The sequence below is a fragment of the Bacteroides bouchesdurhonensis genome (assembly GCF_900155865.1).
Lineage (GTDB): Bacteria > Bacteroidota > Bacteroidia > Bacteroidales > Bacteroidaceae > Bacteroides > Bacteroides bouchesdurhonensis.
In genome coordinates this window covers 1,840,798-1,864,974 of record NZ_LT707006.1, presented here as the reverse complement: position 1 = coordinate 1,864,974, position 24,177 = coordinate 1,840,798, and the positions used below count along the sequence as shown (strand labels likewise).

20 protein-coding genes, 1 tRNA gene and 1 pseudogene are annotated in these 24,177 nt (G+C 40.2%); 13 read left to right on the top strand and 9 right to left on the bottom strand.

Annotation, left to right across the window (positions count from 1 at the left end):
* Position 1: 1 nt before the first annotated feature.
* From CZ225_RS07430 to CZ225_RS07415, 4 genes are all read right to left on the bottom strand, one after another.
* Entirely contained in the window at positions 2 to 2,416 is a 2,415-nt protein-coding gene (locus tag CZ225_RS07430; protein WP_077153596.1) for an SLBB domain-containing protein, read from the bottom strand.
* Between the two features lie 18 nt (positions 2,417 to 2,434).
* Positions 2,435 to 2,803, bottom strand: coding sequence for a UpxZ family transcription anti-terminator antagonist (locus CZ225_RS07425; protein ID WP_077153595.1), 369 nt, complete (start codon positions 2,801 to 2,803; stop codon positions 2,435 to 2,437).
* A gap of 1 nt (position 2,804) precedes the next feature.
* Positions 2,805 to 3,389: a UpxY family transcription antiterminator gene (locus CZ225_RS07420; protein WP_077153594.1), complete on the bottom strand. Its 585-nt coding sequence runs from the start codon at positions 3,387 to 3,389 to the stop codon at positions 2,805 to 2,807.
* A 299-nt stretch (positions 3,390 to 3,688) separates the two neighbouring features.
* Entirely contained in the window at positions 3,689 to 4,636 is a 948-nt protein-coding gene (locus tag CZ225_RS07415; RefSeq protein ID WP_317045362.1) for a tyrosine-type recombinase/integrase, read from the bottom strand.
* A gap of 194 nt (positions 4,637 to 4,830) precedes the next feature.
* On the opposite strand from CZ225_RS07415, the gene tilS reads away from it, so the two are divergent.
* Positions 4,831 to 6,111 (top strand): tRNA lysidine(34) synthetase TilS, encoded by a 1,281-nt coding sequence (tilS, locus tag CZ225_RS07410; RefSeq protein ID WP_077153592.1) that lies wholly within the window; start codon positions 4,831 to 4,833, stop codon positions 6,109 to 6,111.
* Here the strand turns inward: tilS and CZ225_RS07405 are convergent.
* Complete coding sequence (locus CZ225_RS07405) at positions 6,096 to 6,932, bottom strand: 4Fe-4S binding protein (protein WP_077153591.1); 837 nt, start codon at positions 6,930 to 6,932, stop codon at positions 6,096 to 6,098. The genes tilS and CZ225_RS07405 overlap by 16 nt on opposite strands.
* 237 nt (positions 6,933 to 7,169) lie before the next feature.
* Here CZ225_RS07405 and rho point away from each other — a divergent pair, with 237 nt between their 5' ends.
* From rho to CZ225_RS07365, 8 genes are all read left to right on the top strand, one after another.
* On the top strand, positions 7,170 to 9,404 hold the full coding sequence (rho, locus tag CZ225_RS07400) for a transcription termination factor Rho (RefSeq protein ID WP_077153590.1): 2,235 nt from the start codon (positions 7,170 to 7,172) through the stop codon (positions 9,402 to 9,404).
* A 184-nt stretch (positions 9,405 to 9,588) separates the two neighbouring features.
* A complete protein-coding gene (locus CZ225_RS07395; protein WP_077153589.1) occupies positions 9,589 to 10,911 on the top strand; it encodes an MATE family efflux transporter in 1,323 nt (440 codons plus the stop codon).
* 60 nt (positions 10,912 to 10,971) lie between these two features.
* Complete coding sequence (gene ffh, locus CZ225_RS07390) at positions 10,972 to 12,294, top strand: signal recognition particle protein (protein WP_077153588.1); 1,323 nt, start codon at positions 10,972 to 10,974, stop codon at positions 12,292 to 12,294.
* Between the two features lie 45 nt (positions 12,295 to 12,339).
* On the top strand, positions 12,340 to 13,170 hold the full coding sequence (locus CZ225_RS07385; protein ID WP_077153587.1) for a DUF4886 domain-containing protein: 831 nt from the start codon (positions 12,340 to 12,342) through the stop codon (positions 13,168 to 13,170).
* Positions 13,171 to 13,401: 231 nt separating this feature from the next.
* A complete protein-coding gene (folD, locus tag CZ225_RS07380; RefSeq protein WP_077153586.1) occupies positions 13,402 to 14,283 on the top strand; it encodes a bifunctional methylenetetrahydrofolate dehydrogenase/methenyltetrahydrofolate cyclohydrolase FolD in 882 nt (293 codons plus the stop codon).
* Positions 14,280 to 15,446 carry a CapA family protein gene (locus CZ225_RS07375; RefSeq protein ID WP_077153585.1) on the top strand — a complete coding sequence of 389 codons (1,167 nt, stop codon included), beginning with the start codon at positions 14,280 to 14,282 and terminating at the stop codon, positions 15,444 to 15,446. Before folD ends, CZ225_RS07375 begins: the two co-directional genes overlap by 4 nt.
* Positions 15,447 to 15,507: 61 nt before the next feature.
* Positions 15,508 to 15,583: transfer RNA gene (locus CZ225_RS07370), tRNA-His, on the top strand.
* A 438-nt stretch (positions 15,584 to 16,021) separates the two neighbouring features.
* Positions 16,022 to 16,261 carry a PspC domain-containing protein gene (locus tag CZ225_RS07365; protein WP_077153584.1) on the top strand — a complete coding sequence of 80 codons (240 nt, stop codon included), beginning with the start codon at positions 16,022 to 16,024 and terminating at the stop codon, positions 16,259 to 16,261.
* 170 nt (positions 16,262 to 16,431) lie between these two features.
* On the opposite strand, the pseudogene CZ225_RS07360 reads toward CZ225_RS07365, so the two are convergent.
* A pseudogene (locus CZ225_RS07360) lies at positions 16,432 to 18,312 on the bottom strand (DNA polymerase III subunit gamma/tau); the annotation flags it as partial.
* A 209-nt stretch (positions 18,313 to 18,521) separates the two neighbouring features.
* Here CZ225_RS07360 and CZ225_RS07355 point away from each other — a divergent pair.
* Together CZ225_RS07355 and CZ225_RS07350 are read left to right on the top strand one after the other, a co-directional pair.
* A complete protein-coding gene (locus CZ225_RS07355; protein WP_025075505.1) occupies positions 18,522 to 18,824 on the top strand; it encodes an FtsB family cell division protein in 303 nt (100 codons plus the stop codon).
* Positions 18,821 to 19,162, top strand: a complete 342-nt coding sequence (locus CZ225_RS07350; protein ID WP_077153582.1) for a hypothetical protein — start codon at positions 18,821 to 18,823, stop codon at positions 19,160 to 19,162. Before CZ225_RS07355 ends, CZ225_RS07350 begins: the two co-directional genes overlap by 4 nt.
* Before the next feature lie 98 nt (positions 19,163 to 19,260).
* Here CZ225_RS07350 and CZ225_RS07345 read toward each other — a convergent pair whose 3' ends face one another.
* Together CZ225_RS07345 and CZ225_RS07340 are read right to left on the bottom strand one after the other, a co-directional pair.
* Entirely contained in the window at positions 19,261 to 19,869 is a 609-nt protein-coding gene (locus tag CZ225_RS07345) for an OmpH/Skp family outer membrane protein (RefSeq protein WP_077155739.1), read from the bottom strand.
* Positions 19,870 to 19,895: 26 nt separating this feature from the next.
* Positions 19,896 to 20,129, bottom strand: a complete 234-nt coding sequence (locus CZ225_RS07340) for a hypothetical protein (protein WP_077153581.1) — start codon at positions 20,127 to 20,129, stop codon at positions 19,896 to 19,898.
* 134 nt (positions 20,130 to 20,263) lie between these two features.
* On the opposite strand from CZ225_RS07340, the gene CZ225_RS07335 reads away from it, so the two are divergent.
* Together CZ225_RS07335 and CZ225_RS07330 are read left to right on the top strand one after the other, a co-directional pair.
* On the top strand, positions 20,264 to 21,724 hold the full coding sequence (locus CZ225_RS07335; RefSeq protein WP_077153580.1) for an aminoacyl-histidine dipeptidase: 1,461 nt from the start codon (positions 20,264 to 20,266) through the stop codon (positions 21,722 to 21,724).
* Positions 21,705 to 22,868, top strand: coding sequence for an endonuclease/exonuclease/phosphatase family protein (locus tag CZ225_RS07330; protein WP_077153579.1), 1,164 nt, complete (start codon positions 21,705 to 21,707; stop codon positions 22,866 to 22,868). Before CZ225_RS07335 ends, CZ225_RS07330 begins: the two co-directional genes overlap by 20 nt.
* A gap of 29 nt (positions 22,869 to 22,897) precedes the next feature.
* Here CZ225_RS07330 and CZ225_RS07325 read toward each other — a convergent pair whose 3' ends face one another.
* Positions 22,898 to 24,073, bottom strand: a complete 1,176-nt coding sequence (locus CZ225_RS07325; protein ID WP_077155738.1) for a mechanosensitive ion channel family protein — start codon at positions 24,071 to 24,073, stop codon at positions 22,898 to 22,900.
* Positions 24,074 to 24,177 lie beyond the last annotated feature (104 nt).

The following is a 24,177-nucleotide window of genomic DNA, read 5'->3' as shown; positions in this document are numbered from 1 at the left end:
GTTATTTCTTTATCAGGTTAGCAATGGAAGCAATCATCATACCCAAAGAACTGAACGAAGTGGCATAACCCAGTATTTCCCCTACATTCGTACGCTTCTTCGATTTACTCGGAACTATGATCTCACAGCCGGGCTCAATCTGTTTCTTAGCATTACCCTTTACCCGGGTCACCTCTCCATTCATGTATACAATGAACTTCTTACTCTTCTTTGCATTATCAGAATAGCCGCCAGCTTGATTCAAATAATAATCAATATCTTTACCTTCCAAATATGAAACGGTATTAGGAACCATGACAGCACCGTTGATAGTGACTGTATTCGTATTCTTCGGAATGGAAATGATATCACCTTCACGTAAAACAATATTGGAACTGCTTTTAGGATTACGAAGGGCTCTCTCCAAGTCAATACCTACGGTAAAGGTATCTTCAATATCTATTCCAAGAGAATCCATCATTTCCTCCCCTAATTGACGACGCATCAGACGAATGACATCTGCCATACGTTTCTTTTCATCGGCATTGGCTACACGAGTCAACTTTGCACCACGCAGATAAGCATAATTTGTAGCACCGCCAGCCTTGTTCACCAGATCTGAAAGACGTTCCTCACGACTGGTCAAGGCATAAGTACCACCAAACAAGATCTCACCTTCAATTCCTACATTCTGTTGTGCCTGGTAACCCGGACTGCGACGGACATAGACTTCATCATAGGGCTGAAGAACAAAACCGGGCTGACCGTCGATCACAAAACCGTCTTTCAATGCGAAAGAGAACATCTGACCGATAGTGTCATTATCCGCCGTACTACGGGGATTCTTGATGCGTCTGGTCACATCAACGCGAACAGTAGAAGCGGCCTCGCGCAAGCCACCCGCTTGGATAATCAGGTCCTCCAAAGTCATGTTATCAGCATAAGGATAGGAATCAGGTTTTGCCACTTCACCATGAACGGTGATATTTCCGCGGTCGGACAAGTCATGAATGCTGGGGATATAAAGGATATCGTTCTTTTGCAAGGCAAGATTAGGAGAAGTACCGTCCATGATGGACTTGATATCGACGGGTAATACTTCGGTGGTCAGATCATCATGCTGACGGTATAAGACTGAACGGTTCAGGAAAGCGTCACCGGTAAGACCCTGGGCTTCATTCACCAGTTCACGAACGGTATTCAGTGTACCGCTCAGTTGGTAGATACCCGGACGATAAACCGCACCGCGGACTTCCAGCTTGTTGGTGAAGCGGTTCAGGATGGCTTCGGCTGTCACGACATCACCGTTACGCATTTTATAGACGCTATAGTCGATGTCTTTCACTGTATTCACTTCGTATTCCTCACCATTCTGGCGGACAACACGCAGGGAACGGGTGTAGGCATCCGCATCAAAACCACCGGCATATTTGATCAAGGTGGAAAGAGGTTCGTCTTTCTTCATTTCAAAACGCATCGGACGTTTTACTTTACCGCTTATCTTTACCAGAACGTCATAGGCAGGGACGATGACAACATCACCTTCCTGAAGACGGATGTCATCCTGGGCGTTACCTTTCATGATGAATTCGTAAACGTCGATGGTGGTAAGTTTTTTGCCATTACGGACCAGTTGGACATTACGCAGACTACCGATGTCACTGACTCCGCCTGCACGATAAAGGGCATGGAAGACGGTTGAGAAAGCGGAAAGGGCGTAGGTACCAGGTTGAACGACTTCTCCCATCACATTTATCTGGATGGTGCGGATATTACCCAGGGTCAGGCGAATGTCAGAACTGGGATCGGTTGCGTTATTCAGACCGTTATAGATCTTATTCAAGGATTTCTTGAGATAGTCATTGGCTTCAGAAACTGTTAAACCACTCAAATAAACAGGACCGATCTTCTGGATATTAATCGTTCCGTCGGGAGAGATAGCCTGGCGGATGGTATTCTGGCTGGCACCCCAGATATCGATAATGACTTCATCACCGGGACCTAAACGATAATTAGAAGGAGTCGCGAGATTGACGCTCGGTTCAAATGTCAAGTTCCGGGTATTAAAGATATTGCGTCCGAAGACCTGATCTTCGCGGGATAAATCTTGAGCCGTAGGATGGTCTTCCAACATGTCGGAAGTGTTCTCCTTCATCTCTTCGCGAAGACGGGATTCATTGATATCCGTACCGGTAGCATTGGAGGTGTTTACATTGTTCTGTTTCTCGTATAATTCTTTCACACGAATGGCTTGTTCCTTGGTTACACCCTTACGGGCTAATTCTGCGGCCATCTGTTTCTGTTCCTTGCCTTGTTTGATACCTTCTTTGACATATTCAAGGACTTGCTGGTCGCTCATGCCCTGAGCCATTAGAGAAGGGGTACTGCCCAACATCAGAACTAATAGAAATAAGCGAAATAGTTTTTGTATTTTCATTTACTAATCAAATAAATATCAATTAATTGAGAATGAGTGTTGTAATTCATTATATGTTAAAAGAAGGTCTTCTTTTAAAGATGATGGGGGAAGAAGGGAAAGAATGTTACGGGTACGAAGTAAGACGGTGTGTTTTTTTGATTCGTCTTCGGGATTAGCATACTGTGAGACACTATATCCCATCAAAAGAGCCAAACACAAAGCGGCTTCCTGCTCAGGAGTCCTCCCATGCTGAGAATATAGCTCATTAATCCGGTCGTGAATGCTTTTATTTAAAAGAGAAAGGTCATCGGCATAGATATCCCCCAGGTTACTCCCACCGGGAAGTAATTTACGAACCGAGTTTAATAAGTTGTCGATTTTCTCCTGCAATACGATCGTATCCATCTTAGACGCTTACCCGACTTAGCAACGATTCCACATAACCGATAGGCATATCGACACAGGCACAGCCGAGCATATCCAGGCGAACGGCGATCTTACTTTTGCCATCCATAGTCACCAGCTCACCGACAAGACCCGCCAAAGGACCTTTGATCACACGGACTTCTTCACCGCGGGCCAAAGGAGTGCTGTTCATGTGAACGGCTTCCTCTGAATAGTCGAGCATGAAACGGAAACGGGCCATCTGGTCGTCTGGGATGACCGTAGGAGTGCTTTCACCGCGCATCACCATATAGCGGCTGACCGTAGAAAGGGTCAGAACTTCCATGCGTTCTTTGGGTGTGACATGGACAAAGACCATCATGGGAAGAAGAACCGCTTCTACTTTTTTACGACGGTCACTCCATTGATGGATTTCCTGCTGAACAGGTATAAAACTGTCAATCCCCATTTTGCCCAAACGCTCGGCTACTTTCTTTTCGTGGTGCATACGAACCATTGCAACGTACCAACGTTTAGGGTGTGCTACGCCTTCCCCTGTCCCATAAATAGGCCCAGCAATTACTGATTTTTTTTCTAATGAAATCATATTTTTTACCCCATATTCATCTGTTACTTCTTAGGTAACGGATGAATATGGGGTAGCTATAAAAGAGTATTAATCTTTAGTGATCGAGGGTATTCTTTTGAAAACAAGGCATATAACTGCTGAACATGAAGACTGGACTATTTCATGTTCAGATATTTATTTGCCGTATATTGAGAAGAAAAAGATATTTTTATTTGCTGTCTATATATAATTTTGTCTATCTTTGCGCCGAATTCACATCCGTTACCTAAGAAGTAACAGACACATATTTTCACTATTAATCAACAACTTACATCAATTTACTTAGTCACAAAATAATTTTTCACGTAAAACAAATTCTTTCTATTAACTTCTGTACGATCTCTTAATTCAAAACCTTTAAGATAAGTTTGAGTAGTTTTGATAGAGGTATGTCCCAAAGACTCACTTATCATTTCGACAGGGACTCCACGATATTTAGCTGTAGTAGCCCAAGAATGGCGGAGTGTATAAGATGTGACATGAGAACTTAACTTCAACGTTCGTGCCAGAGATTTCAGACTATTATTAAAGTTGCGAAGTGCAGATTGATATTCCCGATAAGAGCGTACATCTTTCCGCGGCTTGTCACCACATAGAATATCAAAAAGATAATCAGGGCAGCCTGGTTGAGGAGGAAGACGATTACGAAGACTCTTTATGGTGTCCCGGGCAGTATCAAGTATCTCTACGCACATGGGAGTTTTAGTTTTAATGCGGTTATAATGGAGAATATTCTGTTCCAAAGCCGTTTTCTCCAAGTGAGCAAAATCGGCAAAGGACATTCCACAGAACTGAAACATTAAACCCGCAACGGACTGAGTACGCCGTAAACGTTCCGTACCGGGATCTTCATATAACAATCGATGGAGTTCCCCGACAGGCAAAGCTTTCTTTTGACGAACAGCCACCCCCGTATAAACCTCATGAAACAATAAAGGGACATAGTTAGCATTACCGGATTCCACTCCTCGGTTGTAAATACTACGAAGCATACGCATATACGTGGAAACTGTGTTAGGTTTAAGACCACACTCGTAAAGATAACGCTCATAATGACGCAGGCGATCTCGAGTAATCTGGTTGAAAGATACGCCAGACACACCACAAAAACGGGTGAAGGACCTTAATGTACTCTCATACACATGGGCCGTAGCGTGACGGCCCTCTCCTCTTAAACGGCCGATGTAACGCTCTGCACACCGGCTAAATCCATCTTTTCTCATAATTTTTTTTCTTGTTTTATTCATTACAACATGGAATACAAGCAATAATTACTTCATCCATGAGCAGACAAAATTAGCTAAATTACAATTCTCACATTATTGTTGTATTCATTGACACCGAACAGAATCTTTACTCTTTATTTACCACCAATTATTTATTTTTTTGCTTTTTCGATAAAAATCATACCTTTGCAGATATGATTGAACAGCGAGTCATACGATACATCGAAAAAGAACAACTATTTTCTCAAAACAGTAAAATACTTGTAGCATTGAGCGGTGGAGCCGATTCAGTGGCTCTATTGCGTATTCTTCATTCACTCGGCTATGAGTGTGAAGCCGCACATTGTAATTTCCATCTACGAGGTAAGGAATCTGACCGCGACGAAATGTTCGTACGCCAGCTTTGCCAACAATATAATATTCCATTGCATATCACTGATTTCGATACAACCCGATATGCGGAAGAGAAACACATTTCAATAGAAATGGCTGCCAGAGAACTTCGGTACGAATGGTTTGAGAAGAAAAGAATTGAATGTCATGCCAATAGGATCGCTGTTGCCCACCACCAAGACGACAGTATAGAAACAATGTTACTAAATCTCATTCGTGGTACAGGGATCACCGGTTTATTAGGTATACGTCCTATAAACGGATACATAGTCCGCCCACTTCTTTGCGTCAGCCGGAAAGAAATTGTCTGCTATTTGCAAAGTATCGGACAAGAATACGTTACGGACAGCACCAACCTGGAAGACGAATATACTCGTAATAAAATCCGGCTTCACTTACTTCCACTGATGCAGGAAATTAACCCGGCTATCAAAAATAGCCTAATCACAACAGGCAATCACTTAAATGATGTAGCTACTATATATAATAAAAGTATATCGGAAGCAAAAGCCAGGGTGATAACTTCGGAAGGCATTCTAATCAGTGCCATACTGCAAGAACCCTCTCCCGAAACCGTTTTATTTGAAATATTACACCCACTGGGATTTAATCCGGCACAAATCAAAGATATCTACCACTCACTCGACGGGCAATCGGGAAAACAATTCAGCAGTAAAGAGTGGAAAGTGATCAAAGATCGTGATTTCCTGTTATTGGAAAAGATACGTCCGGAAAGAAAAGATACACCTTCTTTTCAGCTAATCAGAGAAGAAAGTGAATACACAACCGATTTCCAAATTCCCCACGAAAAAGAAGTAGCTTGCTTTGATGCGGATAAACTAAGCGGAACCATTACCATTCGCAGATACCAAGCAGGAGACACTTTTATTCCATTTGGAATGAAAGGAAAGAAAAAAGTAAGCGATTATCTGACCGACCGTAAATTCTCTATCAGCCAGAAAGAACGCCAATGGGTGCTTTGCTGTAACGAACAAATCGCCTGGCTGATAGGTGAACGGACAGATAACCGCTTCCGCATTGATGAAAACACGCGGAGAGTAGTAATTTACAGAATGGTCTGAGGTAATTTCTGCTTTTTAAAACAATCGGATAATATAACAGAAAACGGAGTATCAAATACTCTTGCTTTTTTAGTACAGGATTTCACACATGCACAACACTTGATACATTTATCCGCATCCGTATGCAATTCATCCCCTTTAATAATAGCTCCTACCGGACAATGCGTTACACACAGCCCGCAATGAGTACACAAACTTTCATCTTCCACCCAAGGTGTACGGGGGAGTGGAGTACCACTCTTACGCAATTTAATAACCTTCCGCAGAAAACGAAATAAAGGAAAGAAAGGCTGGCTGGGACGACGGATGGCACGTACATCTACCTGATAAAGTTTATCAGAAGTAACAGCAGCCTGTATCTTTTCCATAACCTTATTTCCAAATTCATTAGCGAAATCCAAATCTGACTCATCCGGACGTCCCTGGGCTATCGGAGACTGAACCGTACTGTAAGAATGCTCTCCAACAAAGGTGGCTCCCGCTATCACTTTAAATCCATGATGAATGGCAAATGCATCCAATTCCATCAAGGCTTTTTCATAAGCGCGGTTTCCATAGACCACAACCAACACAGCAGGTGTATCTAGTCCACGAATACTCTCCAAACGTTCCATAGCCAATGGAGCTACATGTCCTCCATAAACAGGAACCACAATAATAGCCAATGCAGACGCAGGAACCACAGTTTCCTCAGCCATTTGCAAAGTTAAATCCACCGGAATCACATTTTTTATGCCTGTTCCCTGAACAATCGCCTCTGCCACTTGTTTAGATGTATGGGTAGGCGAAAAATAAATTAAATGAGCTTCATTTACTGTCATACTATTTTTTTTATACAGCAAAGATAGGCTTTTACATGGAAAAAAAAGGTTGATTATATATGAAACCAAAAATATTTATTATCTTTGCCCCGTTGAAACTTTCTACGATTCAACATTTATATCCCTAATTCATAATAAAGAATAAAACATATGCATGCATATCTGTATGCTATTAAGCAACAGTAATGCCGTCCATATTTCAGCTTAAAAAGAAATATTAATAACTTACTATACTATATGTATAACATTATCCAATTAAACGACAAGAATCTGTCGGAGCTTCAAGTTATTGCCCAAGAACTTGGCATAAAAAAAGCAGACTCATTTAAAAAAGAAGAACTTGTTTATAAAATACTCGATGAACAAGCGATTGTAGGAGCTACTAAGAAAGTTGCCGCAGATAAACTCAAAGAAGAACGCAAAGAAGATAAGAAAAAGCGTTCGCGTGTGACTCCAGTAAAAAAAGAGAATAAAGTAATGTCCGCAACGAAAGAGGGAGAAGGTACCAAGAATAAAGAAACTGCCCCCGTTGCTAAACCACAATCAAAAGAAGAAATTGTAAAAGAAGAAACTGTAGTCAAAGAAGTTATAAACAAGGAAGCTGCAAATAAAGAAGTTGTTACTAAAGAGAAAGAAGCTCCTGTTGCCGAAACTAAGGCAGAACAGAATGCAACTCCTAAACGCAAAGTGGGACGGCCACGCAAAGAAGCCAAACCAGCTGTGAAAAAAGAAACAGAAGAAGTTAAACCTGTTGAAGCAGTTGAAATAGCTCCGGAACAAAAAACTGTCACAGAACCAACAATTATAACTACTGTGAAACCCGCTCCGGTTGAAACAGAGAAAAAAGTGAAGGCAAGCCAATCTATTTCAGAGCAAAAGCCGATATTAAAAACAAAGAAGACTGAACCCGTAATTGATGAAGTAAGTAAGATTTTATCTGATTCCGACGACGAAGACTTTATTCCTATTGAAGATTTGCCTTCTGAAAAGATAGAACTTCCTTCCGAACTATTCGGCAAATTTGAAGCTACGAAAGCCGAATCTACTCAAACAGAGCCTGAACAAGCTCCACAACCTCAGCAACAACAGGTACAACAACCTCAACAACAGGTACAACAGCCTCAACAGAATATTCATCGCCAACGGGTGATCCGCCCACGCGATAACAATGGCAATAACAATGCTAATAACAGCAATAATGCCAACAATAATAATCCAAACAACAGCAACTACCAACGTAACAATAACCAACGTCCGCAGATGCAACGTCCTGTACCACAAAACAATGCTGGTGAAAACTTTCCGGTACAACAGGAACGTAGAGTCATCGAACGCGAAAAACCTTACGAATTTGACGATATCCTGAATGGAGTAGGCGTACTGGAAATTATGCAGGACGGATACGGATTCCTCCGTTCTTCCGATTATAATTACCTTTCTTCTCCGGATGATATTTATGTATCACAGTCACAAATCAAACTCTTCGGTTTGAAAACAGGTGACGTAGTAGAAGGAGTGATCCGCCCGCCTAAAGAAGGAGAAAAATATTTCCCACTGGTTAAGGTTTCGAAGATCAATGGACGTGACGCTGCTTTTGTACGTGACCGCGTACCTTTCGAACACTTGACTCCTCTTTTCCCGGATGAGAAATTCAGACTTTGCAAAGGAGGTTACTCTGATTCGATGTCTGCCCGCGTAGTAGACCTTTTTGCTCCGATCGGTAAAGGACAACGTGCTTTGATCGTGGCACAACCCAAAACAGGTAAGACTATCTTGATGAAAGACATCGCTAATGCCATTGCAGCTAATCATCCGGAAGTATATATGATAATGTTACTTATTGATGAACGTCCGGAAGAAGTTACAGATATGGCTCGTAGCGTGAATGCCGAAGTTATCGCTTCTACTTTCGACGAACCGGCTGAACGTCATGTAAAAATTGCAGGTATCGTATTGGAAAAAGCAAAACGTTTGGTAGAATGCGGACACGATGTAGTAATCTTCCTCGATTCTATTACCCGTCTGGCACGTGCCTACAATACTGTATCTCCGGCATCCGGCAAGGTACTTTCCGGTGGTGTGGATGCCAATGCGCTCCATAAGCCTAAACGCTTCTTCGGTGCAGCACGTAATATCGAAAACGGAGGTTCACTGACGATCATTGCTACTGCCCTGATCGATACCGGTTCTAAAATGGATGAAGTTATCTTCGAAGAATTTAAAGGCACAGGTAACATGGAACTGCAACTCGACCGCAACCTGTCCAACAAACGTATTTTCCCTGCTGTTAATATCACTGCATCAAGTACACGCCGTGATGACTTGTTGCTTGATAAGACAACGCTTGACCGCATGTGGATCTTACGTAAATACCTTGCCGACATGAATCCAATCGAAGCAATGGATTTCGTAAAAGACCGTTTGGAAAAAACAAGAGACAACGAAGAATTCCTGATGAGCATGAACAGCTAATCCACGAATTTTCATCAACAGTATAGCAAGAACAGTATAGGGCAATGGACAAAAATCCATTGCCCTTATTGTGTATAATGTTACCTTATCGTTGCATCAAGCATAATACCGTTTATCATCAACACTGATCAAGATATCAGAATAAAGCACTATCTTTGCAAAATGCAAACTTAAACACTTAATTATGTATACCAACAAACAGATTTGGAGTGTCAGTTACCCCATTTTACTCAGTTTACTGGCGCAAAATGTCATTAATGTCACCGATACAGCATTCCTTGGGCATGTAGGAGAAGTTGCCTTGGGAGCTTCTGCTATGGGGGGACTTTTTTATATATGTGTATTTACAATTGCATTCGGTTTCAGTATCGGGTCACAGATTGTCATTGCCCGACGTAATGGTGAGGAACGTTACTCTGATGTCGGTCCGGTGATGATTCAGGGAATCATATTCCTGTTAATCACAGCATTACTGTTGTTCGGCTTTACCCAAGCCTTCGGTGGAAATATCATGCGTTTGTTAGTTTCTTCCGAATCCATTTACGAAGGAACGATGGAATTTCTGGACTGGCGTATTTACGGATTCTTTTTCTCGTTCGTCAATGTCATGTTCCGGGCTCTTTATATAGGTATCACACGTACTAAAGTACTAACCATCAATGCGATCGTTATGGCATTTACCAATGTCGTACTTGACTATATCCTCATTTTCGGGAAACTTGGTTTCCCGGAAATGGGTATCAAAGGAGCTGCCATCGCTTCGGTATTGGCAGAAGCCTCATCTATTCTTTTCTTCCTTATTTATACTTATATCACTGTCGATCTGAAAAAATACGGACTGAATCGCTTACGCACTTTCGACTTTTCATTGCTGATGCGAATTCTCAGTATCTCTTGTTATACAATGCTTCAATATTTTCTTTCCATGGCTACCTGGTTTATCTTCTTTGTTGCTGTGGAACGATTGGGGCAACGAGAATTGGCAATCGCTAATATCGTGCGAAGTATTTATATTGTACTATTGATTCCGGTCAATGCACTGGCTACAACTACCAATAGCCTGGTCAGCAACGCTATCGGTGCAGGAGGCATTCAGTATGTAATGCCACTTATAAAAAGAATAGCCCGCTTCTCATTCTTTATCATGCTGGGATTAGTTGTTTTATCGGTCCTATTTCCACAGTTCCTGCTTTCTATTTATACCAGTGAAGCAGCATTGATCGCAGAATCCGTACCTTCCGTCTACGTGATTTGCTGTGCTATGCTTATTGCTTCGGTAGCAAACATCATATTCAATGGAATCTCAGGTACGGGAAACACACAAGCCGCCCTATTGCTCGAAACCATCACAATTGCCATTTATGGTTCATACATTATTTTTATCGGAATGTGGCTGAAGGCTCCTATCGAAATCTGTTTTACAATCGAGATTGTGTACTATACCTTATTATTAGTGACGAGTTATATTTACCTCAAAAAAGCAAAATGGCAGAATAAAAAGATATAAATACAAGAGATTTTTGTAAATTTGCAGCCTTAATTTAGTAATAAGTAATAAAAAATAAATATGTTCGATAATTTAAGTGAGAGACTAGAACGGTCATTTAAGATTCTGAAAGGTGAAGGCAAAATCACCGAGATCAACGTAGCAGAAACGCTGAAAGATGTACGCAAAGCATTGCTCGATGCCGACGTAAACTATAAAGTTGCGAAAGGTTTCACGGATACAGTGAAGGAGAAAGCTATCGGTCAGAATGTGCTTACTGCTGTGAAGCCAAGTCAGTTGATGGTAAAAATCGTACATGATGAACTTACTCAGTTGATGGGTGGAGAAACTGCTGAAATTGACATTAATGCCCGCCCGGCGGTTATCTTGATGTCCGGTCTGCAGGGTTCTGGTAAAACGACCTTCTCCGGTAAGTTGGCACGTATGCTGAAGACCAAAAAGAATCGTAAACCGTTACTGGTTGCGTGTGACGTTTACCGTCCGGCAGCTATCGAACAGTTGCGTGTACTTGCTGAACAGATCGAAGTTCCTATGTACTGCGAACTCGATAGCAAGAACCCGGTAGAAATTGCTCAACACGCTATTCAGGAAGCTAAAGCCAAAGGATATGACCTAGTCATCGTCGATACTGCCGGACGTCTGGCAGTAGACGAACAGATGATGAACGAGATTGCTGCTATTAAGGAAGCTATCAATCCGAACGAAATCTTGTTCGTGGTAGACTCCATGACAGGACAGGATGCAGTAAATACTGCTAAAGAATTTAATGAACGCTTGGACTTCAATGGTGTGGTATTGACTAAACTCGATGGTGATACTCGTGGTGGTGCGGCTCTTTCCATCCGTTCGGTAGTCAATAAGCCGATCAAGTTTGTAGGTACGGGCGAAAAGCTGGATGCAATCGACCAGTTCCACCCGGCACGTATGGCAGACCGTATCCTCGGTATGGGTGATATCGTATCTTTGGTAGAACGTGCTCAGGAACAATATGATGAAGAAGAAGCAAAACGCTTGCAGAAAAAGATTGCTAAGAATCAGTTTGACTTCAACGACTTCCTCAGCCAAATCGCTCAAATCAAGAAGATGGGTAATTTGAAAGATCTTGCCTCTATGATTCCGGGAGTGGGTAAAGCTATTAAAGATATTGATATTGATGATAATGCCTTTAAGAGTATTGAAGCGATCATCTATTCAATGACTCCGGCAGAACGTTCCAATCCTGAAATTCTGAATGGTTCACGTCGCACTCGTATTGCTAAAGGTAGCGGAACGACTATTCAGGAAGTCAACCGTCTGCTGAAACAGTTTGACCAGACTCGTAAGATGATGAAGATGGTAACCAGCAGCAAAATGGGTAAAATGATGCCTAAGATGAAACGATAAACTTTTTATCTGATAGAATTGAAGTAAAAAACAGGAAAGATAATAGTGAAGAAACTAATTTTACTTTTATTGATAGGTCTGTCAATCTCCTTTTCTGCTCAGGCAAAAGTTATAAAAATACTAGCTATTGGCAACAGCTTTTCGGCTGATGCAATAGAACAATATTTATACGAATTGGCAGCTGAAGGCGGTGACAGCCTGGTTATTGGAAACGCTTATCGAGGCGGACAAGGTTTTGAATCACATTGGAAAGCAGTTGAAAAGAACAAACCTGTATTCGAATATCATAAAGTAGTAGGCGGGAAGAACAGTAATCAAAGAAAAACTTTACTGGAATGTATTCAAGATGAGGAATGGGATTATATAACATTCCAACAAGTAAGCCAGGATAGCGGTGATTATCCTACCTACGAACCTTGGTTGACTCGTCTATTGGAATATGTAAAACAGCATGTACGCAATCCCAAAGTGAAATATGCTCTACACAGGACTTGGGCTTACCCACAAAATTCTGATCATGGAGGATTCCACAAATATGGCAAGGATCAGTTACAGATGTTTAAGAAGATAGTAGAAGCTACTAATCTATCAAAGAAACAGCATAAGGAATTTTGCATGATCATTCCTGCCGGAACAGCTATACAGAATGCACGTACAAGCTTTATAGGTGATAACTTCAATCGTGACGGGTATCATCTCACCTACGGATTAGGGCGTTATATAGCAGCTTGTACCTGGCTTGAGAAAATAACAAGACAAAAAGCTGTTGGGAAAAAATTCAGACCGAAAGATGTCAGTGAGGAAGAAGCTCTTATCGCTCAGAAAGCTGCTCACTATTCAGTTCGTCATCCTGACAAAGTAACGAAAATAAAGTGATAAAGAAATGATAATACAAAGAGGAAACTTCGGCTTCCTCTTTTTTTATGTCCGAAAGATTGCCGGGTTCGACAAAATATCCTATTTTTGTCCATCATCCCAAAAACGATAGTACTTTATAAGATGAAATGAATAGTTATTTTAGACTATGTTTTAGGTGTACAACAAAAAGGCATGGAGAGAATCACAGCAAAAGCAGAAAAAGTTTTAAAACCATAATAAATAAAGAATATGACATTAATAGACGGAAAAGCTATTTCCGAACAAGTAAAACAAGAGATTGCGGCCGAAGTGGCAGAGATCGTAGCCCATGGCGGTAAGCGTCCGCATCTGGCGGCCATTCTTGTAGGACACGACGGTGGCAGCGAGACATATGTGGCAGCCAAAGTAAAAGCTTGCGAAGTATGTGGATTTAAATCTTCACTCATCCGTTACGAAAGTGATGTAACCGAAGAAGAACTGTTGGCAAAAGTTCGTGAACTGAACGAAGATGACGACATAGACGGATTTATTGTACAACTTCCGTTGCCGAAACATATTTCTGAACAGAAAGTGATCGAAACAATTGATTACCGTAAAGACGTAGACGGGTTCCATCCTATCAACGTAGGACGTATGTCTATCGGTCTTCCCTGCTATGTATCCGCTACTCCTAATGGTATCCTTGAACTGTTGAAACGTTATCAGATAGAGACTTCCGGGAAGAAATGTGTCGTACTTGGACGCAGTAACATCGTTGGTAAACCAATGGCGGCACTAATGATGCAAAAAGCATATCCGGGCGATGCTACTGTCACCGTATGTCATAGTCGCAGTAAAGATCTGATAAAAGAATGCCAGGAAGCTGATATTATTATTGCTGCCTTAGGACAACCCAATTTTGTAAAAGAAGAAATGGTAAAAGAGGGCGCAGTTGTAATCGACGTAGGTACAACTCGTGTTCCGGATGCTACCAAAAAGTCCGGTTTCAAATTAACCGGCGATGTGAAATTCGATGAAGTGGCACCTAAATGTTCTTACATCACTCCCGTTCCGGGTGGAGTGGGTCCGATGACAATCGTATCACTCATGAAGAATACACTTTTAGCTGGAAAGAAAGCTATTTACCAATGAAACAGATTGGGTTTCTGATGATAATTTTACTCTCTTTGTCCTGTACTTCACAGTCGCAGACAAAGAGAGAATCTGGGGATGACATTTCTCTGGACAGTCTTTCTATTTCTGATAGGATATCACCTACCGACACAGTCCGACTACTTTTCGTAGGAGACCTCATGCAACATCAAGGGCAAATAAATGCAGCATATGCAGCTAAAGGCTTCAAAGGGTACGATTATTCCTCGTATTTCGAATATGTCAAAGAAGAGATAGGTAGAGCAGATTTTGCCGTAGCCAATTTGGAAGTTACTTTAGGAGGTAAACCTTATAAAGGTTATCCTGCCTTCAGTGCTCCGGACGAATATCTCTCAGCTATTCATGAAGCAGGTTTCAATGTTCTCGTTACTGCCAATAACCACAGCCTCGACCGTAGTCAAAAGGGTCTGGAACGTACTATACGCCTCATTGATTCTCTGAATATTCCTCATGCAGGTACTTATATCAATAATGAAGAACGGGCAAAAAAATATCCACTTATATTGGAGAAGAACGGTATTCGTATAGCACTACTCAACTATACTTATGGAACTAATGGAATTTCTGTTACTCCACCCAATATCGTAAATTATATCGATACAACTATCATCACCAAGGATATTGATACTTGCAAAACATTACATCCGGATGTAATTATCGCTTGTATGCATTGGGGAGAAGAATATCAATCGCTCCCCAACAAACAACAAAAATTCCTTGCTGATTGGATGCTTCAAAAAGGTGTGAATCATATCATTGGTTCGCATCCACACGTCGTACAGCCAATAGAAGTACGTGAGGACAGCCTTACCAATGAAAGAAATCTCGTTGTTTACTCATTAGGTAATTATATTTCCAACATGTCAGCCCGCCGTACAGACGGAGGATTAATGGTCAAGATGGAATTGGTGAAAGATAGTACCACACGTCTCAATAATTGCGAATACAGTTTGGTATGGACAGCCCGTCCCACACAATCTGGGAAAAAAAATCATCAATTATATCCCGTCAATATGCCTATAGACTCAATTCCTATAAATACTCGTAATTCATTGAAAATCTTCACAAATGATGCACGAAACCTATTCACCAAGCATAATCGGGGAATAAAAGAATACTTTTTCTACGAAAAAAAAGAGTAGTTTTTTTTGGAGATTTAAAGATTATATCTATCTTTGCACCGCGTTAGAGAAACGCAAACATGGTGGATGTAGTTCAGTTGGTTAGAGCGTCAGATTGTGGTTCTGAATGTCGTGGGTTCGAGTCCCATCTTCCACCCAAAGAGACCCTTATAAGTCAAGTACTTATAAGGGTTTTCCTTTTTAAACGGATAACACTTTTACCCCACAATTTAGTCTTAATCAGGACTCTTGTTTCCTAATAGTTTCCTAAATTAAACCCTCACCATACTCTTGGTTGCTGTACTTTTACACTGTATCTATTTATTAGATACTATATTTAGTTGAAGTATATCTATCGTTTCTCAGATAGTTTTATTATATTTGCATTAACCACTTTAAAATCTATTAAAGTATCAATAGATTTTAAAGTTAATCGAACAAGTGTATCAACTATTAAAAGAAATCAAGAAGGATGAGATTAAGGACTCAATAAAAAAAGGTACAATTAAATCATTAAAATTTCTTCATTTATTGGTTTATCAAAAACAGATATAACGAAAAAACATATAAGACTATAAACTAGAAAAATAAAAATTATGGAAAATAAAAAATTAACCCGCTCTTCCAATCGAATGATTGCAGGTGTATGCGCAGGAATTGCTGAATATTTTGGCTGGGATACCACCTTGCTAAGAATAGTCTATGTATTAGTAACTTTCTTTACTGCTTTTGCCGGAGTAATTATATATATTATCCTATGGATTATTATGCCGGGGAAAAGACCTAGTGACGGATACAAGGATCGTATGAATGAACGAATACATAATGAAAAATAATCCACCAGATAGAGTAAGAATGTAAAAGCAGATATTTATTATCTTTTAGATACGGATGATATAAAACTTAAAACATGAAGTTTTATATCATCCGTATCTACTATTAGAAGTTCGCTCTTTCCCAACTCATTATTCAAATATTCTTCTTTAACATATCAAGCCTTAATATACTAATAAAGCTCCAGTCCAAACTCATCTTTTAATTGCATTAATGCTTGATTCTTTTGCGCCATCATCTGGAACTTTTCAACGCGCCCTACAGCTCGAACCGTCTCAGTGGGTGCACTTACCCGTACAGTCATCAACACTTTACTATTCTTCAGACCTCTACGAAGATAATCTTGAATTTCAGGAATCATAGCTGTAAAATCCCTAGCAGCAATCTCATTATCAACTACTACTTCAAAAGAAGTCGAATTGCCTATTAGCATAGGACGAAGTCCTTGCATACGCTTAGCAATAGCTACTTGTTCTTTAGGTAACTGTCCGGCATATTCCTGCCAATAATAATTCAAATCCCGATCGTTGAATATAAAATCCTCTTCCGGTTGCACTTGAACATTAGTAACACTGGTAGTAGTTACATTTTGAGTCATCTGCTCCCGTTGAGGATGTTTGATAGATACCCCCAAACTCGACATCTTCATTACTGGAATCTTCTTCTCCTCTCTAACTATAGGTGAGATCCCTGCCCCCTGAGAAGCGACATTCGATGTACCCGCAGCAGGAGTTGCGGAATTTGCAACTGTTGTTACAGTCCTCTGTGGTTGTTGGGTTGTAGCAATATTGTTAGAAGCTTTCGTTCCAACCGTTGATGAAGTTGAATGAACTACTGACTGACGGACAGGTGATGCGGTATTAACCTGCGGTTGCTGAGCAACAGCAGGCTGAGTAAATACGGGGTTTAGAGTCTTTTTAGGGCTACGCCCACCACTCACGTCATCCCCTTCGGCAGTAAGTTGTGCAACCTGTATCAAAGTCAATTCAACCAACAAACGTTTGTTCTTGCTGGCACGATAATTTAAATCGCAATCATTGCACAGCTTCATAGCACGATATAAGAAAGGCAACGGGCATTTCTGGGCCTGTTCCTGATAACGTTGGCGTATACTGGCCCCTACTTCTAACAACGAGATTGTAGCAGGATCTTTGCTTACCAACAAATCACGAAAATGCGAGGAAAGACCTGTAATAAAATGACTTCCATCAAATCCCTTATTCAACACATCATTGAAAAGCAACAATGCATCACTCACCTTGTTTTCCAAAAAACAATCAGTCAAACGGAAGTAATATTCATAATCCAGGACATTGAGATTCTCAATCACACTTTTATAGGTGATATTTCCGCCTGTAAAACTCACTACCTGATCGAAGATAGACAACGCATCACGCATACCTCCATCCGCTTTCAAAGCAATCACGTTTAAAGCTTCCGGCTCTGCCGTAATTCCTTCCTTTGAAGCAACATACGACAGATGTTCCACCGTATCTTCAACGCTGATCCGGTTGAAATCATAAATCTGGCAACGCGAAAGAATCGTAGGAAGAATCTTATGTTTCTCTGTTGTAGCAAGAATAAAGATTGCATGACGGGGTGGTTCTTCCAACGTTTTCAGAAATGCATTAAAAGCAGACGCTGAAAGCATATGAACCTCATCAATGATATAAACCTTATACTTACCAATCTGTGGCGGAATACGCACTTGCTCCACTAACTGGCGAATATCATCCACCGAATTATTGGAAGCAGCATCAAGCTCGTGTATATTATATGACCGCTGCTCATTGAAAGCAACACAAGATTCACATTCGTTACACGCCTCACCATCTGCAGTAGGTGTCATACAGTTTATGGTCTTGGCGAAAATTCGTGCACATGTCGTCTTGCCCACTCCGCGTGGTCCGCAAAACAAATAAGCATGAGCCAGTTTCTGTGTAGCAATTGCATTCTTCAGTGTAGTAGTCAATGCCCGCTGCCCTACCACTGATTCAAAAGTGGATGGACGATATTTACGAGCAGATACAATATAGTTTTCCATATCCGGGGTTCTCTCTGTTTTTGAGTTTCTGAAAAATAGTGCGAATAAAGTAAATTAAGGCATACCTGATCAATGCAAATAAGACCTTTTATCGCTTTTAGTGCAAATGTACACAAAAAAGTGATAAGTAATAAAGGTTAGATAGAGAAGTTTTAAACCCGAAGCGATAAGTTTTTAAGTTATTAGTCTTATCTTTGCAGATACAAAAAAGAGAATTTATGGGCAAACTCATCACTATCTGGAATTTTATATGCAAGCACAAGTATATTATTACTATTAGTGCATTTGCTGTTATCATTGGCTTTCTGGACGAAAACAGTCTGGTCCGCCGCTTTGGATATGAACGGGAAATCAGCCAATTAAAAGAAGAGATAGAGAAATATCGGGGAGATTACGAAGAGAACACCAAACGTCTCAACGAACTAAACTCTAATCCAGATGCAATCGAGCAAATAGCTCGTGAGAAATATCTGATGAAGAAGCCGAACGAAGATATTTACGTTTTTGAAGATAACCAATGAAGCAACTAGTACCCGCCCTTTTTATTGCAGGAGCTGTAATGGCTCTCACCGGAGCTGCGATTTACATTACCGGTTGGATTTATGCTCCTTACATATATACTATCGGAGCCGGATTTATTGCATTGGCACAAGTAAATACTCCAGTTAAAGGAAAAAGCAAAACCCTTAAACGTTTGCGTATCCAACAAATATTCGGTGCATTCGCATTAGTCTTAACCGGGGCTTTTATGTTTACCACCCATGGAAATGAATGGATTGCTTGTCTTACCATAGCAGCAGTTTTAGAACTCTACACCGCTTTTCGAATTCCTCAAGAAGAAGAGAAAGAAAGAGAATAAAAAACCTGTTTACAACTTCACAGTTTTAAACAGGCATACAAAACAAAAAATATGAACTCCTCTCCTATAAAAGGGAAAGGAGTTACTTATGAATATCTTTATTTCTTAGAAGGCGATGAATATCTAGCATTCAACCCATCTACAATTTCTTTAGTAATATTAAAAACGCTATCAGCATATAGCAAATTATCAAATCCTGTATTGCTAAAAATCAGGTTATAACCATGGGCCTTATTATATTCTTTCAAGAAAGCATTGATAGAATCACGAAACATCAAACTGTTTTTATTATTTTCTTCCATCAAACCATTTTGAAGTTTAGTACTAAGCTCCTGTAAATCCTGTTCCATTTTAGTAAGACGATTATATTCTTGTTGAGCTCTTTCTGGTGAAAGGAAAGCATTATTTTCATACTTCTTCTGCCATTCCTGTTGTTCCTTTTTTAAAGCATTAGCTCTTTCTGTCAATGTTAATCGAATATTCTCATTCTTTTTCATCATTGCTTCATTCAAATCAATACAAAAGTTGTATTTAGTCAATAATGTATCTATTTCAACATAAGCAATTTTAATTCCTGCAAGTTCGGCATTAGTTTGAGTTGGAGTAGTAGTAGCAGTTTGATTATCAGCTTTGCCAGCGCATTGTGAAAATAAAACAATGAACGCAAGAGCAACCAAACCGTTCATGAGGTAGTTCATTCTATTCATAACCATAAAATATTGTTTTTAATTAATTAGTTCATACTATCGTTTAAGGCTTTTTCCAATTCTTCAATAGAAAAACGTGGCTTCTTCTGCGCTTCCCGGTCTTGTGATTGTGCACAACCTATCCCCTTTTTACGTAACGCTTTATTTCCACTCACATGACCATTCGGGAACTTCCCGCTCTTCGTAAAGAATACTTTCACCCCTAATAATACAAGGGAAATAGCAACTATTAACAAAGTTATCAGTATAGTCTCAACCATTTCTATTAATTTTGTGAGTGCAAAGATAGGCTTTAATGAGATATGAGTTCAGATAAGTCAATCAAATTAACCATATTTAGCAATAAAAGAGACTGAGAATAGTCTCTCTATTCCTATTTATAAATTAAAATAGCATGGAAAAAAAAGATTTAAAGCCGGCTGGCGTATTTAAGTATTTCGAAGAAATCTGTCAAGTGCCGCGCCCTTCGAAGAAGGAAGAAAAAATGATTGCCTACCTGAAGGCATTCGGAGCTAAACATAACCTGGAAACCAAAGTAGATGAAGCAGGTAACGTTCTGATCAAGAAACCCGCTACTCCAGGAAAAGAAAATCTCCAGACCGTCATATTACAGTCACATATCGATATGGTGTGCGAAAAGAATAACAATGTTCAACATGATTTCCTTACCGATCCCATTGAAACTGAAATAGATGGAGAATGGCTGAAAGCTAAAGGAACAACTCTTGGAGCCGACAATGGTATCGGTGTAGCCACCGAACTTGCCATTCTTGCTGATGACAGTATCGAACATGGTCCGTTAGAATGTCTCTTTACTGTAGACGAAGAAACCGGACTGACCGGAGCATTTGCCCTTAAAGAAAGTTTTATGAGTGGTGATATTCTGTTGAATCTCGACTCAGAAGATGAAGGAGAAATCTTTATCGGATGTGCCGGAGGTATTGACTCTGTTGCAGAGTTCGAATACAAAGAGGTAGAAGTTCCTAACGAATATTTCTTCTTTAAAGTAGAAGTAAAAGGTTTGAAAGGTGGACATTCCGGTGCTGATATTCATCTGGGCAGGGGAAATGCAAACAAAATATTAAACCGTTTCCTTAGTCGTATGGCCGCCAGACAAGATTTGTATCTTTGCGAGATTAATGGAGGTAATTTACGTAATGCCATCCCTCGCGAAGCATATGCTGTCTGTGCTGTACCCGAAGCTGCTAAGCATGATGTTCGCACAGAACTGAACATCTTCATCAGTGAAATAGAAAATGAACTTGCCGTTATCGAACCGGATCTGGAATTGCTCCTCGAATCAGAGTCTCCTCGTTCCACTGCGATAGATCAAGATACCACATCACGCTTGTTAAAAGCAATATATGCAGCTCCACATGGAGTATATGCTATGAGCCAAGATATTCCCGGATTGGTAGAAACTTCTACAAATCTTGCATCTGTCAAGATGAAACCTAACCACATTATTCGTATCGAAACAAGCCAACGTAGTTCTATCCTGTCTGCACGGAATGATATGGCGAACACTGTTCGTGCTGTTTTCCAATTAGCTGGTGCTATTGTTACTTTCGGTGAAGGATATCCTGGTTGGAAACCCAATCCGCATTCAGCTATTCTGGAAGTAGCAACTGAATCTTATAAACGTTTGTTCGGAGTAGAAGCCAAAGTAAAAGCAATCCATGCAGGATTGGAGTGCGGTCTGTTCCTGGATAAATATCCTAACCTAGATATGATTTCTTTCGGACCGACTCTTATTGGGGTACACTCTCCGGATGAAAGGATGTTAATCCCTACTGTAGAAAAGTTCTGGAAGCACTTGTTGGATATTCTGGTACATGTTCCTGCCAAGAAGTAACAGACAGATAAATTCACATAAAGGAGATTATGGCGATAGCAAAAAAGGATTGGTTATTGCCATAATCTTTTTTGCTATGTCTTTCTTTATCGTTTCTCTTTGTCTGGGGCAGACACAAGAAGTGTCCATAAAGACTCGCATACCATTTCGTGTCATGGAATGGAACTTAGAGAATCTTTTCGACACTCATCACGATACTTTAAAGAATGACTATGAATTTCTTCCCGATGCGATCCGCCATTGGAATTATACGAAATATAAAAAGAAACTAAATGACATTGCTCGAGTAATCACAGCAGTTGGAGAATGGACTCCTCCCGCTTTAGTAGGACTCTGTGAAGTTGAAAATGATTCCGTGTTACGTGATCTCACCCGACGTTCTCCTTTAAAAGAATTGGGGTATCGCTATATTATAACCCATTCACCCGATCAACGAGGTATAGATGTCGCTTTACTCTATCAAAGAGATGTATTCAAACTCTTAACTTCCCGCTCTATAACGATTCCCCCTTTCAAACAACATCGTCCCACGAGAGATTTGTTACATGTCAGCGGTTTACTATTAACGGGAGACACTTTAGATGTAATAGTCTGCCATTTTCCATCACGTTCAGGTGGGACCAAAGAATCTGAACCTTATCGTCTCTATACCGCTCAGATTCTACATACAGCTGCCGATAGTATTTTACATACACGTCTCCATCCCCAGCTAATTATAATGGGAGATTTCAATGACTATCCTACTAATAAATCTATCCAGAAAGTATTAGATGCACAAGAGGTGCCCATTACAAAACTGATTTCTGTCACTTCCGGAAACTCTTCCATACCATCAATTTCTCCATTAAAACTCTATCACCTGCTTGCCCGTAAAGCAAAATCTCACAATTTTGGTTCCTACAAATATCATGGAGAATGGGGATTACTCGATCACCTGATCGTATCGGGTACATTACTTAATGAATCCAGTGATTTCTACACTAGTGACAAAAAAGCAGACATCTCCCACCTTCCATTTCTTCTCACCAAAGACGAAAAATATGGTGACAATGAACCCTTTCGCACCTATAAAGGCATGAAATATCAAGGAGGAATCAGTGATCATCTACCTATTTATACTGATTTTGAATTAATCTTGCATTAATATATTGTATACATTTTCAGTACATTACACTAATCCGAATACTGATAAACCTTCAGATCGAATTTCGGTACCATCGCCAACAAGTGATCGAATATATCTGACTGAATACGTTCATATTCTTTCCAAATTTTATTTCTGGAAAAGAAATATACCTGTATAGGTACTCCGTACATTGTAGCTTCCTTCTGACTGATTATCAAATCCAAATCCTGATTTACGATCGGAAGGCTACATAAATATCTTTCTATATATACGCGATACACCTGAGAATTAGTAGGAATAACTCCTTGATCAGGCTGATAATCGGCCATTAAAGGGATTTCTTTCCGATAACGGTCTAACATTTCCGGAGTGCAAAATTGGAGTGTTGTCAAATCCAACGTAATATTCTTCATTACCCGACGTCCACCGGATTCCACCATCCCTCTCCAATTTTGAAAAGAGCCACTCACCAATGTATAAGGCGGAATTGTAGAAATCGTATTATCAAAATTTTGAATCTTTACCGTATTTAGTGTAATTTCCTGCACAATACCATTTGCATCACCCGAAGGAAGAGTTACCCAATCTCCCGGACGAATCATATCATTTGCAGAAAGTTGAATACCTGCAACAAATCCCAGAATAGAATCTTTGAATACCAACATCAAAATAGCAGCAGAAGCTCCCAAACCTGCAAACAAGGTAGCCGGCGATTTATTCACAATAATAGCAATGATAACAATTCCACCAACAAAGAAAAGAATTACTTGTAACACTTGAATAAACCCTTTCATCGGTCGGTTCTTCATTGACTTTTTCTCATCATAAATGTCCATTATCATCAATAAGATACCATTAATAGCTAACAATAGGGAAAAAATAATATATATGGTACAAGCTTTTTGAGCAATAAGTAACAATTCTTTCCCACGAATAAAAGCCATCGGCAACATAGCATAAATCAGGATAGCGGGAATAGTATGAATCAAATTATGAAACACTCTACGTTTCATCAGTAAGGTATTCCACAAATGTGGTTTCCGACGGGTATATTGCCGCATTCCTCCTACAAGAATCGCCTGACAGAGATAATCCAGTCCCACTGCAATAGCAATCATTAATATAGCGATTACCGTTTCATCAAACCGATTCGCTATTTTGGGATCCATTCCCCAATCTATCAGGATTTTATTCATCCATTTTCCTAAATCAACTACTAGCATAAGTTCCATCTTTTTTATAAAGAATAACAGACAAGTAACGATTTAGTTTAGAAAAAAGGACCAGTAGCCGATTCTCTAATCGAAACCACCAGTCCAAATGCTAC

Excerpts from the sequence above, each read along its gene's own strand:
- CZ225_RS07430 (WP_077153596.1), bottom strand. The coding sequence starts at position 2,416 with ATGAAAATACAAAAACTATTTCGCTTATTTCTATTAGTTCTGATGTTG.
- CZ225_RS07425 (WP_077153595.1), bottom strand. The coding sequence starts at position 2,803 with ATGGATACGATCGTATTGCAGGAGAAAATCGACAACTTATTAAACTCG.
- CZ225_RS07420 (WP_077153594.1), bottom strand. The coding sequence starts at position 3,389 with ATGATTTCATTAGAAAAAAAATCAGTAATTGCTGGGCCTATTTATGGG.
- tilS (WP_077153592.1), top strand. The coding sequence starts at position 4,831 with ATGATTGAACAGCGAGTCATACGATACATCGAAAAAGAACAACTATTT.
- CZ225_RS07405 (WP_077153591.1), bottom strand. The coding sequence starts at position 6,932 with ATGACAGTAAATGAAGCTCATTTAATTTATTTTTCGCCTACCCATACA.
- rho (WP_077153590.1), top strand. The coding sequence starts at position 7,170 with ATGTATAACATTATCCAATTAAACGACAAGAATCTGTCGGAGCTTCAA.
- CZ225_RS07395 (WP_077153589.1), top strand. The coding sequence starts at position 9,589 with ATGTATACCAACAAACAGATTTGGAGTGTCAGTTACCCCATTTTACTC.
- ffh (WP_077153588.1), top strand. The coding sequence starts at position 10,972 with ATGTTCGATAATTTAAGTGAGAGACTAGAACGGTCATTTAAGATTCTG.
- folD (WP_077153586.1), top strand. The coding sequence starts at position 13,402 with ATGACATTAATAGACGGAAAAGCTATTTCCGAACAAGTAAAACAAGAG.
- CZ225_RS07375 (WP_077153585.1), top strand. The coding sequence starts at position 14,280 with ATGAAACAGATTGGGTTTCTGATGATAATTTTACTCTCTTTGTCCTGT.
- CZ225_RS07365 (WP_077153584.1), top strand. The coding sequence starts at position 16,022 with ATGGAAAATAAAAAATTAACCCGCTCTTCCAATCGAATGATTGCAGGT.
- CZ225_RS07355 (WP_025075505.1), top strand. The coding sequence starts at position 18,522 with ATGGGCAAACTCATCACTATCTGGAATTTTATATGCAAGCACAAGTAT.
- CZ225_RS07350 (WP_077153582.1), top strand. The coding sequence starts at position 18,821 with ATGAAGCAACTAGTACCCGCCCTTTTTATTGCAGGAGCTGTAATGGCT.
- CZ225_RS07345 (WP_077155739.1), bottom strand. The coding sequence starts at position 19,869 with ATGAATAGAATGAACTACCTCATGAACGGTTTGGTTGCTCTTGCGTTC.
- CZ225_RS07340 (WP_077153581.1), bottom strand. The coding sequence starts at position 20,129 with ATGGTTGAGACTATACTGATAACTTTGTTAATAGTTGCTATTTCCCTT.
- CZ225_RS07335 (WP_077153580.1), top strand. The coding sequence starts at position 20,264 with ATGGAAAAAAAAGATTTAAAGCCGGCTGGCGTATTTAAGTATTTCGAA.
- CZ225_RS07330 (WP_077153579.1), top strand. The coding sequence starts at position 21,705 with ATGTTCCTGCCAAGAAGTAACAGACAGATAAATTCACATAAAGGAGAT.
- CZ225_RS07325 (WP_077155738.1), bottom strand. The coding sequence starts at position 24,073 with ATGCTAGTAGTTGATTTAGGAAAATGGATGAATAAAATCCTGATAGAT.